The organism is Pseudomonas sp. B37(2017), from assembly GCF_002112885.1.
Lineage (GTDB): Bacteria > Pseudomonadota > Gammaproteobacteria > Pseudomonadales > Pseudomonadaceae > Aquipseudomonas > Aquipseudomonas paraglycinae.
This window is the reverse complement of sequence record NZ_NEIX01000008.1, coordinates 219,108-233,852: the sequence shown is the minus strand read 5'-3', so window position 1 is coordinate 233,852 and position 14,745 is coordinate 219,108. Positions and strand designations below refer to the sequence as shown.

At 60.8% G+C, this 14,745-nt stretch carries 16 protein-coding genes; 9 read left to right on the top strand and 7 right to left on the bottom strand.

Translation table 11 applies throughout. The features are described from left to right. Window positions 1–103 precede the first annotated feature (103 nt). On the top strand, window positions 104–754 hold the full coding sequence (locus CAF90_RS20705) for a YceH family protein (protein WP_011335047.1): 651 nt from the start codon (window positions 104–106) through the stop codon (window positions 752–754). Between the two features lie 16 nt (window positions 755–770). Here CAF90_RS20705 and CAF90_RS20700 read toward each other — a convergent pair whose 3' ends face one another. Then, the gene (locus CAF90_RS20700; RefSeq protein WP_085608317.1) at window positions 771–1,289 is read right to left on the bottom strand and encodes a cupin domain-containing protein; all 519 of its coding nucleotides are present in this window, start codon (window positions 1,287–1,289) and stop codon (window positions 771–773) included. A 97-nt stretch (window positions 1,290–1,386) separates the two neighbouring features. Then, complete coding sequence (locus CAF90_RS20695; protein WP_085608316.1) at window positions 1,387–2,205, bottom strand: shikimate 5-dehydrogenase; 819 nt, start codon at window positions 2,203–2,205, stop codon at window positions 1,387–1,389. A 254-nt stretch (window positions 2,206–2,459) separates the two neighbouring features. Here CAF90_RS20695 and CAF90_RS20690 point away from each other — a divergent pair, with 254 nt between their 5' ends. From CAF90_RS20690 to CAF90_RS20680, 3 genes are all read left to right on the top strand, one after another. After that, on the top strand, window positions 2,460–2,810 hold the full coding sequence (locus CAF90_RS20690) for a hypothetical protein (RefSeq protein ID WP_007951578.1): 351 nt from the start codon (window positions 2,460–2,462) through the stop codon (window positions 2,808–2,810). Window positions 2,811–3,054: 244 nt separating this feature from the next. Then, entirely contained in the window at window positions 3,055–3,249 is a 195-nt protein-coding gene (locus CAF90_RS20685) for a hypothetical protein (RefSeq protein ID WP_007951579.1), read from the top strand. A gap of 102 nt (window positions 3,250–3,351) precedes the next feature. Beyond that, window positions 3,352–3,534: a hypothetical protein gene (locus CAF90_RS20680; RefSeq protein ID WP_064380832.1), complete on the top strand. Its 183-nt coding sequence runs from the start codon at window positions 3,352–3,354 to the stop codon at window positions 3,532–3,534. Here CAF90_RS20680 and CAF90_RS20675 read toward each other — a convergent pair. Next, window positions 3,531–4,592, bottom strand: a complete 1,062-nt coding sequence (locus tag CAF90_RS20675) for an AI-2E family transporter (RefSeq protein ID WP_085608315.1) — start codon at window positions 4,590–4,592, stop codon at window positions 3,531–3,533. The genes CAF90_RS20680 and CAF90_RS20675 overlap by 4 nt on opposite strands. Before the next feature lie 156 nt (window positions 4,593–4,748). Between CAF90_RS20675 and yegQ the strand changes: the two genes are divergently transcribed. Continuing rightward, window positions 4,749–6,077: a tRNA 5-hydroxyuridine modification protein YegQ gene (gene yegQ, locus CAF90_RS20670; protein WP_085608314.1), complete on the top strand. Its 1,329-nt coding sequence runs from the start codon at window positions 4,749–4,751 to the stop codon at window positions 6,075–6,077. Between the two features lie 6 nt (window positions 6,078–6,083). On the opposite strand, the gene CAF90_RS20665 is transcribed toward yegQ, so the two are convergent. Further along, window positions 6,084–6,947 (bottom strand): LysR family transcriptional regulator, encoded by an 864-nt coding sequence (locus CAF90_RS20665; RefSeq protein WP_085608313.1) that lies wholly within the window; start codon window positions 6,945–6,947, stop codon window positions 6,084–6,086. 101 nt (window positions 6,948–7,048) lie between these two features. Between CAF90_RS20665 and CAF90_RS20660 the strand changes: the two genes are divergently transcribed. Continuing rightward, complete coding sequence (locus tag CAF90_RS20660; RefSeq protein WP_085608312.1) at window positions 7,049–7,942, top strand: DMT family transporter; 894 nt, start codon at window positions 7,049–7,051, stop codon at window positions 7,940–7,942. Window positions 7,943–7,954: 12 nt separating this feature from the next. Here CAF90_RS20660 and CAF90_RS20655 read toward each other — a convergent pair whose 3' ends face one another. After that, window positions 7,955–8,671 (bottom strand): FadR/GntR family transcriptional regulator, encoded by a 717-nt coding sequence (locus CAF90_RS20655; RefSeq protein ID WP_085608311.1) that lies wholly within the window; start codon window positions 8,669–8,671, stop codon window positions 7,955–7,957. Between the two features lie 364 nt (window positions 8,672–9,035). Here CAF90_RS20655 and CAF90_RS20650 point away from each other — a divergent pair, with 364 nt between their 5' ends. Then, window positions 9,036–10,382 carry an MFS transporter gene (locus CAF90_RS20650; protein WP_007951586.1) on the top strand — a complete coding sequence of 449 codons (1,347 nt, stop codon included), beginning with the start codon at window positions 9,036–9,038 and terminating at the stop codon, window positions 10,380–10,382. A 14-nt stretch (window positions 10,383–10,396) separates the two neighbouring features. Continuing rightward, window positions 10,397–11,740, top strand: coding sequence for a glucarate dehydratase (gene gudD, locus CAF90_RS20645; protein WP_085608310.1), 1,344 nt, complete (start codon window positions 10,397–10,399; stop codon window positions 11,738–11,740). Between the two features lie 121 nt (window positions 11,741–11,861). Here gudD and CAF90_RS20640 read toward each other — a convergent pair whose 3' ends face one another. After that, the gene (locus CAF90_RS20640; protein ID WP_085608309.1) at window positions 11,862–12,734 is read right to left on the bottom strand and encodes a LysR family transcriptional regulator; all 873 of its coding nucleotides are present in this window, start codon (window positions 12,732–12,734) and stop codon (window positions 11,862–11,864) included. 160 nt (window positions 12,735–12,894) lie between these two features. Here CAF90_RS20640 and ampC point away from each other — a divergent pair, with 160 nt between their 5' ends. Continuing rightward, window positions 12,895–14,061 (top strand): class C beta-lactamase, encoded by a 1,167-nt coding sequence (gene ampC, locus CAF90_RS20635; RefSeq protein ID WP_085608308.1) that lies wholly within the window; start codon window positions 12,895–12,897, stop codon window positions 14,059–14,061. A 74-nt stretch (window positions 14,062–14,135) separates the two neighbouring features. Here the strand turns inward: ampC and CAF90_RS20630 are convergent, their stop codons facing one another. Next, window positions 14,136–14,702, bottom strand: a complete 567-nt coding sequence (locus tag CAF90_RS20630; RefSeq protein WP_085608307.1) for a DUF4174 domain-containing protein — start codon at window positions 14,700–14,702, stop codon at window positions 14,136–14,138. Window positions 14,703–14,745 lie beyond the last annotated feature (43 nt).

Here is a 14,745-nt window from a genome sequence, read left to right as displayed (position 1 = left end):
TGAATCGTGGGGGCGATTATAGCCATGCTCGCATGGCGGCGCGGCTTGTCTTTTATCCAGCAAGGATTAGGCTAGGCGCCTTCGACTGCAGAGGGAACGCGCGATGACCACAGAATTTGAAACCCGCTCCGACGAACCACGGCTCAACGCCACGGAAATCCGCATTCTGGGCTCGTTGATCGAGAAACAGGCCACCAGCCCGGAAACCTACCCGTTGACCCTCAACGCACTGGTGCTGGCCTGCAACCAGAAAACCAGCCGGGAGCCAGTGATGAACCTGACTCAGGGCCAGGTCGGCCAGAGCCTGCGCGCCCTCGAAAGCCGCGGTTTCGCCAAACTGGTGATGGGCAGTCGCGCCGACCGCTGGGAGCACAAGGTCGACAAGGCGCTGGAGCTGGTGCCGGCGCAATTGATCCTGACCGGGTTGATGTTCCTGCGCGGCCCGCAGACCGTCAACGAACTGCTGACCCGCAGCGGTCGCATGCATGAATTCGAAGACGCCGAACAAGTGGTGCATCAGCTGGAACGCCTGATCGCCCGGGAGCTGGCGGTGTTGATTCCGCGTCAGGCCGGTCAGCGCGAAGATCGCTACACCCACGCGCTGGGCGATCCGGCGGACATCGAGGCGATTATCGCGGCACGACAGAACCCGAGTGATCGCGGCGCTGCCAGCGGCGTGTCAGTGGAGCGCATCGAAGAGCTGGAAGCGCGGATTGCAGCGCTGGAAGAGCGTCTGGCCCGCCTCGAAGAATAAACGCACCGGGGCGGCGTTATTCGCCGTCCCAGTAATCCACGCCGTCTGCCTGCCGCGCCACCGCGACGAATCCCGAGGCATTGCCGTCGGCATCGACGTTGAAGTTGTCCATCACCGCGTATTTGTTCGAGTCCGGGTACTCGCAGATTTCCGGTTGCTGCTGGGTGCTGACGGCCAGATAGCGAAGTTCCGCAGCACTGGTGTTGATGATCTGATGCGCGGCTTCCGGGCCGCCCGGCGGACAGGCGATCACATCACCAGCGCGGATCGGGAAACGTTCGGCACCGAGGCGCACTTCCCCTTCCCCGGCCACCACGTAGAACATTTCCTCATTGACCCGATGACTGTGAAACGGACTGCCGCGCATGCCCGGCGGCAACGCATACAGGCGATAACCGAGTTTCTGCGCGCCCAGTTGCTGGCCGACCCGGGCGAACCGTTGCTGATAACGCCCGGCGGTTTCGCCCTCGGGGGCCAATGATTCGGGAAGCGGTTCGAGTTCGACGTCATTCAGGTTGAGAATGGGCGGATGCATGCAAACCTCGGCTTTTGTGATGGGCAAGTCTGTGCTTGCTGATCCGGCAGTATAGGCAACGACAAATCCGGGCGGATATGCCGTTGCTCAGGCTCCATCAGCTACGGGCAAACGCCACCGCTGCATCGAACTGCTCGGCCGTCGGCCGCACGCCGGTGTACAGCACAAACTGCTCAAGTGCCTGGATCGCAATCACTTCCAGCCCGGTGATCACTTTTTTACCTTCCGCACGACCACGCACGATCAGCGGGGTTTCCGAGGGGATCGCCACCACATCGAACACAGTGTCGGCAGACTTGATCACATCCACGTCAAAAGAAAGCTGACCCGCTTCCGGACCGCCATCCATCCCGACCGGAGTCACGTTGATCACCATCTGCGGGCGCTCGTCACCCAGTTCCGCCTGCCAGCGATACCCGAGTGAATCTGCCAGCGCACGCCCGGCCCGCTCATTGCGGGCGACGATCAAACCGTTCTTGTAACCGCCATCGCGCAAGGCACTGGCCACAGCCTTGGCCATGCCGCCGCTGCCGCGCAGGGCGAAAGTCGTGTCCTTCGGCACCGCGTGGGTTTCCAGCAACTGAGCAATGGCGATGTAATCGGTGTTGTAGGCCTTGAGATGGCCGTTGGTGTTGACGATGGTGTTGATCGACTGGATCGCCGCCGCCGAGGCATCCAGTTCATCGACCAGCGCAATACTCGCTTCCTTGAACGGCATCGATACGCCGCAACCGCGAATTCCCAGCGCGCGGATCCCGCCGACGGCACCGGACAGATCCTGGCTGCTGAACGCCTTGTAGTAGAAATTCAGGCCCAGTTGTTCATACAAATGGTTATGAAAACGCAGACCGAAATTCCCGGGACGCCCAGACAGGGACATGCACAATTGGGTGTCTTTGTTGGGGTTCATCTGCATGGGAGGCTCCTTCGAATGCACTTTCGGATGGACGGGATTAGCCAGGCCATCGGGTTCTGAACGATCATAAGGCGGTCTGTTCCGGGCACCACAGCCGATGCCGGAAATCCGGTAAACAAACCGGTACAGACCTTACACAAAATTTACCTAGCGGCCGTGCTGTTTTTCAAAATGTTGCTGTCTTAGAAGTATCCCCGCGCCATTCCGGGCCTGCTGCAGGTTCGGACGCCGGGTCGAAGAACCGAGGAATTATCATGATTCGTAAACTCCCCATCGTGGCCTTGTTGATTGGTGCATTCGCGATCACGGGTCAGGCAGAAGCCCACGGCGGTGGCTGGCAGGGCCCGGCGGTATTTGGTGCGATCGTCGGCTCGGCCATCATCGGCTCGGCGCTCATCAACCAGGATCGGCCGGTGTACGTCCAACAGCCTGTTTACGCTCAACCGGCACCGGTCTACGTGCAGCAACCGCCGCCACCGGTCTATTACCAGCCGGCCCCGGTTTATGTGCAGCAACCGGTCTACGTCCAACCGGCCCCGGTCTATTACGGCCCGCCGCGCGGTTATTACGGTCGGCCACACTACTACGGTGGCCCGCGCTGGTAACCGGCACACGAAGCCCCGCTTGATAGCGGGGCTTTTTATTGCCTCCAGGAAAGCCAACCGTCCGTCGGCCAAGGTCTGAAAAAATCTCGCCAAGGTCGCTGTGGGGACAGTTTGAACCGTTAAAGTCGGCATGATGGACTCGACCGTCGGGGGCAAAACACAAACGGTCATCTATTTGTCATGACGGAACCGCACTCTGAATCCGTCCGCATACAACAGGTTGATAACAACAAGGACGACTTGAATGCCTACACAAAATCCGCACCGCATCGTCGGTTTATGCACCTCGAGCAAGGTCTACAACGCCCTGACCGAACTCAAGCACCTGGAAGGCCACCGCACGGCGAAGTTTCTCTCGCTGCTGGCGGAAAACCTCGTGCGCAAGGGGTTTCTCAATGAACACGAGATCGTGCACATGCTCGATCAAGTGGTGGATTGAGCCAGCCCTCACTGGCGTCAATGACCACTATCGAAAGCGTTGATTGTCCCTGAAACGGCCAACTCCCTAAGGTAGCTCCATAGATTGATGGAGGTACTTCTCATGGCTCAGGTTCAAATCATGTCCGTTATCGGTAGCGCCGTTCCCGCATCGCTCAGAGAGCTGGGGCTGCTCGCCTGCTGGTATCTGGTGCGCGACGGCGAGCCGGTCAGCGGCCCGCTCACGTCCTTGCCGGCGGCGCAGGCACTGTCGCAACAACTGCTCAACGGTCCGTTCAAGGCTTAAGGCAGCTGCACTTTCGGTTTGCTTTCGATGAACAGCGCCCAGCTCGACATGAACAGCGCCGCGATCAGCGGCCCGATCACGAAACCGTTGAGCCCGAATACCGCCAGCCCGCCCAGGGTCGAGATCAGGATCATGTAGTCCGGCATCCGGGTGTCCTTGCCCACCAGGATCGGGCGCAGCAGGTTATCCACCAGACCGATCACGAACACCCCGAACAACCCCAGTACCACGCCCTGCCAGATCATCCCGCTGAGCAGGAAGTAAGCCGCGACCGGCACCCAGACAATCCCCGCCCCCACCGCCGGCAGCAACGACAGAAACGCCATCAGCACCGCCCAGAGCAACGCGCTGGGAATGTCGAGAAACCAGAAAATCGCCCCGCCCAGCGCACCCTGCGTGATCGCCACCAGCAGATTGCCCTTCACCGTCGCGCGCACCACGCGGTTGAATTTCAGCTGCAAACGGCGTTTGTGATGTTCCTCCAGCGGTATCGCCGTGCGCACCTTGCGCGCCAGTTCGGCGCCATCGCGCAGGAAGAAAAACAGCAGGTACAGCATGATGAAAAAACTCACCACGAAATCGAACGTGCCCTGGCCGAAACTGAAGGCCTGACTCGCCAGCACCTGACTGCCCTGCATCGAGGCTTTGACAATCTTCTCGCGCAAGGCATTGAGCTCACCCAAGCCGAAGCGATCGAGCAAGTGCTGAAAGTACGGCGGCAGGCTGTGTTTGAACTGCGCCAGATACGCGCCGATATCGAGCTTGCCGCTTTCGATGTTGTCGTAAAGCGTCGCCCCTTCCTGCACCAGCAGCACACTGATGACGATCACCGGCAGGATCGCGATCACCAGGCAGACACTCAACGTACACAGTGATGTCAGGTTGCGTTGCCAGCCGAATTTCAGTTGCAACTGACGTTGCATCGGCGCGAACAGGATGCCGAGTATCACCGCCCAGAACACCGCGCCGTAGAACGGCAGCAGGATCCAGATAAAGGCGACCGTCACCAGCAACAGCAGCACGGTGAGGGATTTGAATTGCAGACTCTTTTGGTTCATGTCCGGTCCAGGTCAGTCAGGCGCCACCCGCGCCCGTCCCGTTTAGTCAGCCAGCGTCAGCGCGAGTGCCCTGTTTCTTCATGGAGCATAGATCCAGATCAATAAACCCTCGGCGCAACTGCTCTACCCTGCCGCGCTTTTGCGACCGACGCCGCCATGACGACCTCCTTCACCCCCGAACTGCTCGCGCCCGCCGGCACCCTGAAAAACATGCGTTATGCCTTCGCCTACGGGGCCGATGCGGTGTATGCCGGCCAGCCGCGCTACAGCCTGCGGGTGCGCAACAACGAGTTCGATCACGCCAACCTGGCGCTCGGCATTCGTGAAGCCCAGGCCCAGGGCAAGCGCTTCTACGTGGTGGTCAACATCGCGCCGCATAACGCCAAATTGAAGACCTTCCTCAAGGATCTGGCGCCAGTGATCGAAATGGCACCGGACGCGCTGATCATGTCCGACCCCGGCCTGATCATGCTGGTACGCCGACACTTCCCGCAGATGCCGATCCACCTGTCGGTGCAGGCCAACACGGTGAACTGGGCGAGCGTCGAGTTCTGGCAGCAACAGGGACTGAGCCGAATCATCCTGTCCCGTGAATTGTCGCTGGAAGAAATCGGCGAAATCCGCGAGCAAGTGCCGGGCATGGAGCTTGAAGTGTTCGTCCACGGCGCGCTGTGCATGGCCTATTCCGGCCGCTGCCTGCTCTCGGGTTACATGAACAAGCGCGACGCCAATCAGGGCACCTGCACCAATGCCTGCCGCTGGAAATATTCGGCACAGGAAGCGACTGAAAATCAGCTCGGCGAAATCGTGCAGACCTTCGAACCGCAACCGACCCTCGGCCTCGGCGCCCCCACCGATCAGGTGTTTCTGTTGCAGGAAGCCAACCGTCCCGGCGAGCTGATGCCGGCATTCGAAGACGAACACGGCACCTACATCATGAATGCCAAGGACCTGCGCGCGGTGCAGCACGTTGAGCGCCTGACCCGCATGGGCGTGCACTCACTGAAGATCGAAGGCCGGACCAAATCGCACTTCTATTGCGCACGCACCACCCAGGTCTACCGCCGGGCCATCGACGATGCGGTGGCCGGCCGCGAATTCGACCGCAGCCTGATGACCGATCTGGAATCCCTCGCCCAGCGCGGCTACACCGAAGGCTTCCTCCGTCGTCATGTGCATGACGAATACCAGAACTACCAGAACGGCAGCTCGGTGTCGGAGCGTCAGCAGTTTGTGGGCGAACTGACCGGCGAGCGCCGGGATCGTCTGGCCGAGGTCAAGGTGAAGAACCGCTTTGCGCTGGGCGATCATCTGGAACTGATGACGCCCAAGGGCAATTTCCATTTTGATCTGCATGAACTGCAGAACCTCAAGGGCGAAGCCATCGACGTGGCGCCGGGGGACGGGCACACGGTTTATCTGCCGATTCCGGATGCGGTGGATTTGCGCTTCGGCTTGCTGATGCGCGACGTGAGCGGAGCCTGATCCGGCTCAGACAAACTCCTCGCGCAGCATCGCCACAAACGCCTCACGCGCCGGGTGCACCCCGGCGTTTTCATGCCAGTAGAACAAGTTGTCGATGGCCGTCAGTTCCGGAAATTCGTAACCCGCACACCCCGCGCCTTTCGCGTATTGCTCGAACACGCCTTTGGGCACCAGCGCCACGCCGGCGCCGGCACTCACGCAACCGACAATCGCCCCGTAACTGGCCAGACTGACAATCGGCAGTGCCAGGCCCTGGCGCAACAACCAGTGCTCCAGCGCGGCGCGATAGGGACAGCCTTGCGGCCACATGAACACGGTTTTGTCCTGCAAATCGTCGAGGTCGCGCACCGGCCCGAACGAGGTCGATGCGATCAGCAGCAATTCTTCGCGATACATCGGCGTGCGCTTGAGCTGGGAACGCTCGACGTCCACCGCGACGATGGCGCCGTCGAGCCGATGGCTCACCGTATCGTCCAGCAATTGGCCCCAGGTGCCGGTGGTCAATTCGAGGGCCACGTTTGGATAGCGCTTGTGAAACTTCGCCAGCAGGCGCGGCAGGCGCCCGGTTGCCGAAGATTCTATGGCACCGATGCGCAGCGGCCCGGACGGCTCGGCAGCGGGATCGACCGCGCGCTTGGCTTCAGCCGTCAGTGCCAGAATCTTCTCCGCGTAAGCCAGAAAGGTCTGCCCCGCCGGACTGATCCGCAGCCCGCGCCCTTCGCGCAGAAACAGCGCCACCCCCAGCTCCGCTTCCAGGGATTTGATCCGCGCCGTGATATTCGACGGCACGCAAAACAGCTTTTCAGCCGCTTTGGCGATGCTGCCGACCTCGGCCACGGTCTTGAACATGCGGATCTGCGCCAGCTCCATAATTCATCACTCACAGTGAATGGTTGGCGCAGTATAAGTCAGTTGTGGCGAATGATTGGCCGCCCGGATACTCGGCGCATCAATCACACGGTGCCTCGCTCATGCCTTCCACTTCGCCTTTGAAAATCCTGTTGGCCATGGCATTCGTGGTCGGTTGCTGGGCCTATTCGCCGACCGGCATCCACATCGGTCTGCAAGCCTACGACCCCGGTCATCTGGCCTTGCTGCGGTTTCTGCTGGCGTCGCTGTTCATGGCGGTGATTGCAGGTTTCAAGGGCATTCATCTGCCGCGCCTGCAGGATTTGCCGCTGTTGTTTGCCTTGGGCTTTTTTGCCGTCAGCCTGCATCACGTGGTGCTGAACATCGGTCAGCAAAGCGTCAGCGCCGGCGCGTCGAGTGTGCTGGCGCAATCGACGCCGCTGTTCAGCACGTTGCTGGCGCGGTTTCTGTTCAAGGATCGGATCAGCGCCTGGCGCTGGGGTTGTGTGTTGCTGGGATTCGTCGGCGTGGTGATCGTGGTCAGCGGCGATCGCGGCCTCGGCAGCCTCGACGCGCACGGCTTGCTGATCCTGCTGGCCGCCGTGTCATGGAGCGTTTACTTCGCTCTGCAAAAACACCACGCCGGACGCTACGACGGGCTGACGCTGGTTTGCTACACCGTGTGGTCCGGCACGCTGCTGCTGTTGATCTACTTGCCGGGGCTGGTCGACAGCGCGGCCCGTGCGCCGCTGCGGGTGCAATGGGCGGTGCTGGGTCTGGGCGTGTTTCCCAGCGCCCTCGCCTATATGGCCTGGGCATTCGTGCTGAAGCATGTGGACCTGAGCCGGGCGACGATGACGCTGTACCTGATTCCGCTGACCGCAATGGGCATTGCTTCGGTGGGATTGGGTGAGCGACCGACGTTGCTGGTACTGGTGGGTTCGGCAGTGGTGTTGATCAGCGTGCTGGCGTTGAATCTGGAGCGGCCCGCGGCGGTGCGGGCCATTGAGACTTGAGTTGCGACACCGTTATGCGCCGCCCGCCGAAAACCGGTCGCGACTGTTGGTCAGGTGTAGCCACATCGCCGCACGCGCGGCGTCCGGGTCCTGACGCCTGATCGCGTTAAGGATCGCCTCATGCTCAAGATTCGCCAATTGCCCGAGCTTGCTCAAATCCACCGCGCCGCGCTCGGCGGCGTTGACCCGGGTGCGCGGGATCATTGCGCTGCCCAGGTGCTGCATGATTTCGGTGAAGCAGACATTGCCGGTGGCTTCGGCAATCAACAGATGGAAGCGCCGGTCGGCCTCGACGCAACTGTCGTTGTTGGCCAATAGACGCTGGTAGTCGTCCAGCGCCTGACGCATCTGCACCAGTTGCTGTTCGGTACGGCGCTGCGCCGCCAGTGCCACCGCTTGCGTCTCCAGGCCCATGCGCAATTCGAGAATGCTGCGCACGCCCAGCGCGGTGTCGACATTCAGTCGCAGCCCCTGCTCCGGCGCGCGCTCGATCACGAACGTGCCGATGCCGTGCCGCGTCTCCACCAGCCCCGACGCCTGCAATTTGGAAATCGCCTCGCGCACCACGGTGCGACTGACACCGTGCTCCTGAACGATCGAGTTTTCCGACGGCAACTTGTCACCGGGCAACATCTGGCCGAGCAGGATGCTCTGGGTGAGTTTTTCCACCAGGTCATGGGCCAGGTTGTGTGCGCGTTTACGGGCGGGAGCGTCGAGGTCTTCTTGCATGGTCGGTTCCAGTGATCGGGGCAAACCGATCGTAGCACTGGAGGTGATCACTTGTATGAGCTCCTATCAATTTCAGGCCTCAACTTGTATGACAACACTGGATTTTAGTTAGAAAACTCTCCTTTGCGTCGAGCAACCGCCCCACGATCACTGGCATGGAATGCTCTGCCATATCTGATAAAACCCTTACAAAAGCCAACAAATACGGCACTTAAAAACTTAAAAAGCATAAAAACCGTCTCCCGTAGACAAATTTGATTGAGCACTCCCGCTTGTAGGACAAAAAAATCTAGTTGTATGATGTCTATCAACAACGCAACACCAGACACACCCCGCATAAAAATAACGAGTGGGAGAAAACCAAGTGAAATCATCCATTGCCGGGATGAACGAGGGCGCCGATTCCGTGCTGTCCTCCGCCATTGCCAAAGTCAAACGCCACGTCCTGCCGCTGTTCGTCATCATGTTCATCGTCAATTACATTGACCGGGTGAACATCGGCTTCGTCCGCACCCACATGGAACACGACCTCGGCATCGGTGCCGCGGCCTACGGTTTCGGTGCCGGGCTGTTCTTCATCGGTTACGCGCTATTCGAAGTCCCCTCCAACATGTTGCTGCAAAAAGTCGGCGCGCGAATCTGGCTGACCCGCATCATGTTCACCTGGGGCCTGGTCGCCGCCGGCATGGCGTTCATCCAGAACGAAACCCACTTCTACATCCTGCGATTTCTGCTCGGCGTGGCCGAGGCCGGATTCTTTCCCGGGGTGATCTACTACTTCACCCGCTGGTTGCCAGGGGCCGAGCGCGGCAAGGCGATTGCGATTTTCTTGAGCGGTTCGGCCGTGGCCTCGCTGATTTCCGGCCCGTTGTCCGGCCTGCTGTTGCAGATCGAAGGCTTGGGCCTGCACGGCTGGCAGTGGATGTATTTCATTGAGGGGATGTTCTCGGTCTGCCTGTGCGTATTCGTCTGGTTCTGGCTCGACGCCAAACCCCACGATGCGAAATGGCTGACCCGCGCCGAGCAGGATGCGCTGGTCAAAGCCATCGACGATGAGCAGAAGGCCCGCGAAGCCGCGACCCCGATCCGGCCGTCGCTGGGCAAACTGCTCAAGGATCGCCAGATCATCCTGTTCTGCCTGATCTACTTCTTCATTCAATTGACCATCTACGCGGCGACGTTCTGGCTGCCGAGCATCATCAAGAAGATGGGCGAGATGAGCGACTTCCAGGTCGGCCTGTTCAACTCGATTCCGTGGCTGCTGTCGATCATCGGCATGTACGCATTCGCCTCGTTCTCGGCGAAGTGGAAACACCAGCAGGCGTGGGTCGCCACTGCATTGCTGATCGCCGCTGCGGGGATGTTCATGTCCACCACCGGCGGGCCGATTTTTGCCTTTGTCGCGATCTGCTTTGCTGCGCTGGGTTTCAAATCCGCTTCGTCACTGTTCTGGCCGATTCCGCAGGCCTACCTCGATGCACGGATCGCCGCTGCCGTCATCGCGCTGATCAACTCGGTGGGCAACCTCGGCGGCTTCGTCGCCCCGACCACTTTCGGCTTGCTGGAACAACACACCGGTTCGATCCAGGGCGGCCTCTATGGTCTGGCCGCGACCTCGATCATCGCCGCGATCATCGTGTTCGCCGCCCGCATGACACCCAAATCCGCACCTGACGTCGCCGTGGCCGATGCCGCGCCGAAACACGCTTGAAAGGACAATCCCAAATGACCGCACACGACATCGCCAAAGCCCCGATCATCACCGAGATGCAAGTCATCCCGGTGGCCGGCCACGACGGCATGCTGCTCAACCTGAGCGGAGCCCACGGGCCGTTTTTCACCCGCAACATCGTCATCCTCAAGGACAACGCCGGCCACACCGGCGTCGGTGAAGTGCCCGGCGGCGAACGCATCCGCCAGACGCTGGAAGACGCTCGCAGCCTGGTGGTCGGCAGCCCGATCGGCACGTATCAGAAGATCCTCAACCAGGTCCGCCAGACTTTCGCCGACCGCGATGCCGGCGGCCGTGGCCTGCAAACCTTCGACCTGCGCATCACCATTCACGCGGTCACCGGGCTGGAAGCCGCCCTGCTCGACCTGCTCGGCCAGCACCTCGACGTGCCGGTGGCGGCATTGCTCGGCGAAGGCCAGCAGCGCGATGAAGTGAAGATGCTCGGTTATCTGTTCTACGTGGGCGATCGCCGGGAAACCGACCTCGCCTACCGCAGCGAACCGGATGCCGACAATGACTGGTTCCGCGTGCGTCACGAAAAAGCCATGACCGCCGACGCCGTGGTGCGTCTGGCCGAGGCTGCCCATGCGCGTTACGGCTTCAAGGACTTCAAGCTCAAGGGCGGTGTGCTCAGCGGCGACGCCGAAATCGAAGCGGTGACCGCACTGGCCGAGCGCTTCCCTGACGCGCGCATTACCCTCGATCCGAACGGCGCGTGGTCACTGAAAGAAGCGATCCGTCTGTGCCGCGACCAGCATCATGTGCTGGCCTACGCCGAGGACCCGTGCGGTGCGGAAAACGGCTATTCGGGCCGTGAAGTGATGGCCGAATTCCGTCGCGCCACCGGGCTGAAAACCGCCACCAACATGATCGCCACCGACTGGCGCGAGATGGGCCATGCGATTCAGTTGCAATCGGTGGACATCCCGCTGGCCGATCCGCATTTCTGGACCATGCAGGGTTCGGTGCGCGTGGCGCAGATGTGCCATGAATGGGGCCTGACCTGGGGCTCGCACTCCAACAACCACTTCGACATTTCCCTGGCGATGTTCACCCACGTCGCGGCCGCCGCGCCGGGCGACATCACCGCGATCGACACCCACTGGATCTGGCAGGACGGCCAGCGCCTGACCAAGGCGCCGCTGCAAATCGTCGACGGCTGCGTGCAGGTGCCGAAGAAACCGGGGCTGGGCGTCGAGCTGGACATGGATCAGGTGGCCAAGGCCCACGAACTCTATAAAGGCATGGGACTCGGCGCGCGGGATGACAGCGTGGCGATGCAGTTTCTGATTCCGGGCTGGACGTTCGATAACAAGAAGCCGTGCCTGGTGCGCTGACCCGGATTCAACGCAACTCCCTGTGGGAGCGAGCTTGCTCGCGATGGCGGAGTCTCAGCCGATAGATGTTTCGAATTTGAGGCCGTCATCGCGAGCAAGCTCGCTCCCACAAGAATTTTCACTAGCCGGACATTTCCAGCAACCAGTTCCTGAACGCCGCCATCGCCGACGTCTCCGGCCGTGACTGCAAGCGCGTCAGCCAATAGCTGCCGGTGGTGATTTCGATGGCAAAGGGTTGGCGGATCAGGTCCGCCGCCAGTTGCCGGGCAAACATCAACGGCGGCGCCAACGCTACCCCTCCGCCCTGCAACGCCGCCTCCATCATCGCCAGCGACGAGTCGAACACGATGCTCTGGGGCGGCGCGGCATGGGTCGCCAGACCCGCCGCGTGAAACCACTCCGGCCACTCATCAGTGCGATAGGAACGCAGCAAACGCTGCTGCAAAAGATCCCCCGGCGCATGCAATTGCCGGGCGACTTCAGGCACGCAAAGCACCGACAACGGCGCCTCCAGCAAACGGGTCGCCTCGATACCGTGCCACGCCCCGGCGCCAAACCGGATCGCGTAATCCAGCCCTTCGGCGGCGACGTCCACCCGATTGTTGTTGGTCGACAGCCGCAAATCTATGAGCGGATGTTTCGCCTGAAAGTCCGCCAGCCTCGGCAACAACCAGCCCACCGCGAAGGTGCCCACCGCGCCGACCGTGAGCATTTCCCGATATTGCCCGCCCGCCAGACGCTCGAGCATCTGCGCGATATGATCGAACGACGTGGTCAGCACCGGCAGCAGGGTTTCGCCCTCGCCGGTCAGCATCAGGCCACGGGGCAGGCGTTTGAACAGGATCACGCCGAGTTGCGCCTCCAGGCTTTTTACCTGATGGCTGACGGCCGCTTGGGTCACGCACAACTCCACGGCCGCACGGGTGAAGCTCAGGTGGCGCGCAGAAGCTTCAAAAGCGCGTAATGCATTCAAGGGCAATTGAGGTCGAATCATGCCAAGTCCCAAATTTTTCTAATGGCTCGTCCGAGATTTCATCGTTTGTCGAAAGACCCCGGACTGCCTAGATTTGGCGGCGCCGATCAGCCGGCCCGACGGAAAACGCTCGCAGTGTAGCGGGATAACACCATCAACACTCATGGAGAGTGGTTCACGCATGTCTTCGATCAACCTGAACAAAATCAAGCCCTACAGCGCTTTCGGACTTTTCTTCAGCGCCGCCACCTGCCTGGCCGCCCCGCAAACCGACGATCAGTTGCAGGCGCTGGTCAAAGCCACTGTGACCCCGGTCATCCAGCAACAGGATATCGCCGGTCTGGCCGTGGCCGTGACCGTCGATGGCAAGGCACATTACTTTAACTACGGTGTCGCCGACAAAAGTACCGGGCAAGCGGTGAGTGAAAACACCCTGTTCGAAATCGGCTCGGTGAGCAAAACCTACACCGCAACCCTCGCCGCCTACGCCCAGGCCAGCGGCAAACTGGAGTTCTCCGACAAGGCCAGCCAGCACTGGCCCGAACTGAAAGGCAGCGCCTTCGACCACATCAGCCTGCTGCAACTGGGCACCTACAGCGCCGGCGGCCTTCCGCTGCAATTCCCCGATGCTGCGGATTCTTCCGACAAGATGCTCGGCTATTACCAACAGTGGAAACCGACCTTTCCGGCCGGCAGCCATCGCCTCTATTCCAACCCGAGCATCGGCCTGTTCGGCTACCTGGCCGCAAAAAGCCTCGGCCAGCCGTTCAATCAGGTGATGACCGAAACCCTGCTGCCAAAACTCGGGCTCAAGCACACCTTCCTGTCGGTGCCCGCGTCTGAAGAAAAGCTCTACGCCCAGGGCTACGACAAGAACAACAAACCGGTTCGCGTCAGCCCCGGCGCCCTCGATTCCGAAGCCTACGGCGTAAAAACCAGCGCCGCCGACCTCCTTCAATACGTCGAAGCCAACCTCAACACCGCCAGACTCGAAGCACCCCTGCAAAAAGCCATCGGCCTCACCCACACCGGCTACTACACCGTCGGCGACATGACCCAGGGCCTGGGCTGGGAACGCTACACCTACCCGATCAGCCTCGACCGCCTGCTGGACGGCAACTCGACGCCGATGGCCATGGAACCGCACAAGGTCAAATGGCTGAATCCGCCACAGCCGGAACCGGCGAACGTGCTGCTGAACAAGACCGGCTCCACCGCTGGCTACGGCGCGTATGTCGCGTTCGTGCCATCGAAGAAAGTCGGGATCGTGATTCTGGCGAACCGCAATTATCCGAATGCGGAACGGGTGAAGATTGCGCACAAGATTCTGGGTGAATTGACCCGGTAATCACGCCATAAAAAAACGGGCGACCTTCTCAGGTCGCCCGTTTTTTCTTTTCTGATCACCCCTGAATCAGAACATCAATCATCCGGCATTTCCGGCGGCTTGGCCGGTTTGGTCGGTTTCGTCGATTTAGTCCCTTTCGCACCCTTGGCCGGTGCCGGTTCTGCAGCAGCCGGGGCCGTGACCACGGTGGAAGTAGTTTCTTTCTCGGCAGCAGGCAGCGCATCAATGGTGTCGAAAATTTTCTTCAAATCGACCGCCGCCGCTTCCTCGCCCGAAGCCGTCAGTTTGGTCTCTCCATCCTTGCCCACCAGGAAGACTTTCGGATACGCCCCGGCGCCCAGCTTCAGCGAACGCAGCAGCGCCATGGTTTGCTGCTGCTCGAGGCTTTTGCCATCGACCTGACCGCTCATGCTCAGGATGGTGTAGACCTTGATCTTGCGGTCGGCGATGCCTTGTTTGTTGGCCGGGTCGTCCAGCGCTTTTTTCAGGCTGACCCAATAAGAATCGACCGTACTGGAAGCGATCACGATCACCGGGCGGTTGATGCCCTTGTCGACGTCCAGAGGGGAATCGCCGTCGGCGGCGAACAGGGGGCCGGCAATCGCCAGCAAGAGTGTCAGGGTCAGTGACCTGATGAGCATGCGCATCTCCTTTTGATATCCACGCTCTAATGATTGCGCATCG

What these genes read in the sequence shown, in the direction of transcription:
- CAF90_RS20640 (WP_085608309.1), bottom strand. Translation starts at nt 12,734, where the DNA reads ATGATTCGACCTCAATTGCCCTTGAATGCATTACGCGCTTTTGAAGCT.
- CAF90_RS20660 (WP_085608312.1), top strand. Translation starts at nt 7,049, where the DNA reads ATGCCTTCCACTTCGCCTTTGAAAATCCTGTTGGCCATGGCATTCGTG.
- CAF90_RS20695 (WP_085608316.1), bottom strand. Translation starts at nt 2,205, where the DNA reads ATGCAGATGAACCCCAACAAAGACACCCAATTGTGCATGTCCCTGTCT.
- CAF90_RS20665 (WP_085608313.1), bottom strand. Translation starts at nt 6,947, where the DNA reads ATGGAGCTGGCGCAGATCCGCATGTTCAAGACCGTGGCCGAGGTCGGC.
- CAF90_RS20680 (WP_064380832.1), top strand. Translation starts at nt 3,352, where the DNA reads ATGGCTCAGGTTCAAATCATGTCCGTTATCGGTAGCGCCGTTCCCGCA.
- CAF90_RS20675 (WP_085608315.1), bottom strand. Translation starts at nt 4,592, where the DNA reads ATGAACCAAAAGAGTCTGCAATTCAAATCCCTCACCGTGCTGCTGTTG.
- ampC (WP_085608308.1), top strand. Translation starts at nt 12,895, where the DNA reads ATGTCTTCGATCAACCTGAACAAAATCAAGCCCTACAGCGCTTTCGGA.
- CAF90_RS20630 (WP_085608307.1), bottom strand. Translation starts at nt 14,702, where the DNA reads ATGCTCATCAGGTCACTGACCCTGACACTCTTGCTGGCGATTGCCGGC.
- CAF90_RS20685 (WP_007951579.1), top strand. Translation starts at nt 3,055, where the DNA reads ATGCCTACACAAAATCCGCACCGCATCGTCGGTTTATGCACCTCGAGC.
- gudD (WP_085608310.1), top strand. Translation starts at nt 10,397, where the DNA reads ATGACCGCACACGACATCGCCAAAGCCCCGATCATCACCGAGATGCAA.
- CAF90_RS20705 (WP_011335047.1), top strand. Translation starts at nt 104, where the DNA reads ATGACCACAGAATTTGAAACCCGCTCCGACGAACCACGGCTCAACGCC.
- CAF90_RS20700 (WP_085608317.1), bottom strand. Translation starts at nt 1,289, where the DNA reads ATGCATCCGCCCATTCTCAACCTGAATGACGTCGAACTCGAACCGCTT.
- CAF90_RS20655 (WP_085608311.1), bottom strand. Translation starts at nt 8,671, where the DNA reads ATGCAAGAAGACCTCGACGCTCCCGCCCGTAAACGCGCACACAACCTG.
- yegQ (WP_085608314.1), top strand. Translation starts at nt 4,749, where the DNA reads ATGACGACCTCCTTCACCCCCGAACTGCTCGCGCCCGCCGGCACCCTG.
- CAF90_RS20690 (WP_007951578.1), top strand. Translation starts at nt 2,460, where the DNA reads ATGATTCGTAAACTCCCCATCGTGGCCTTGTTGATTGGTGCATTCGCG.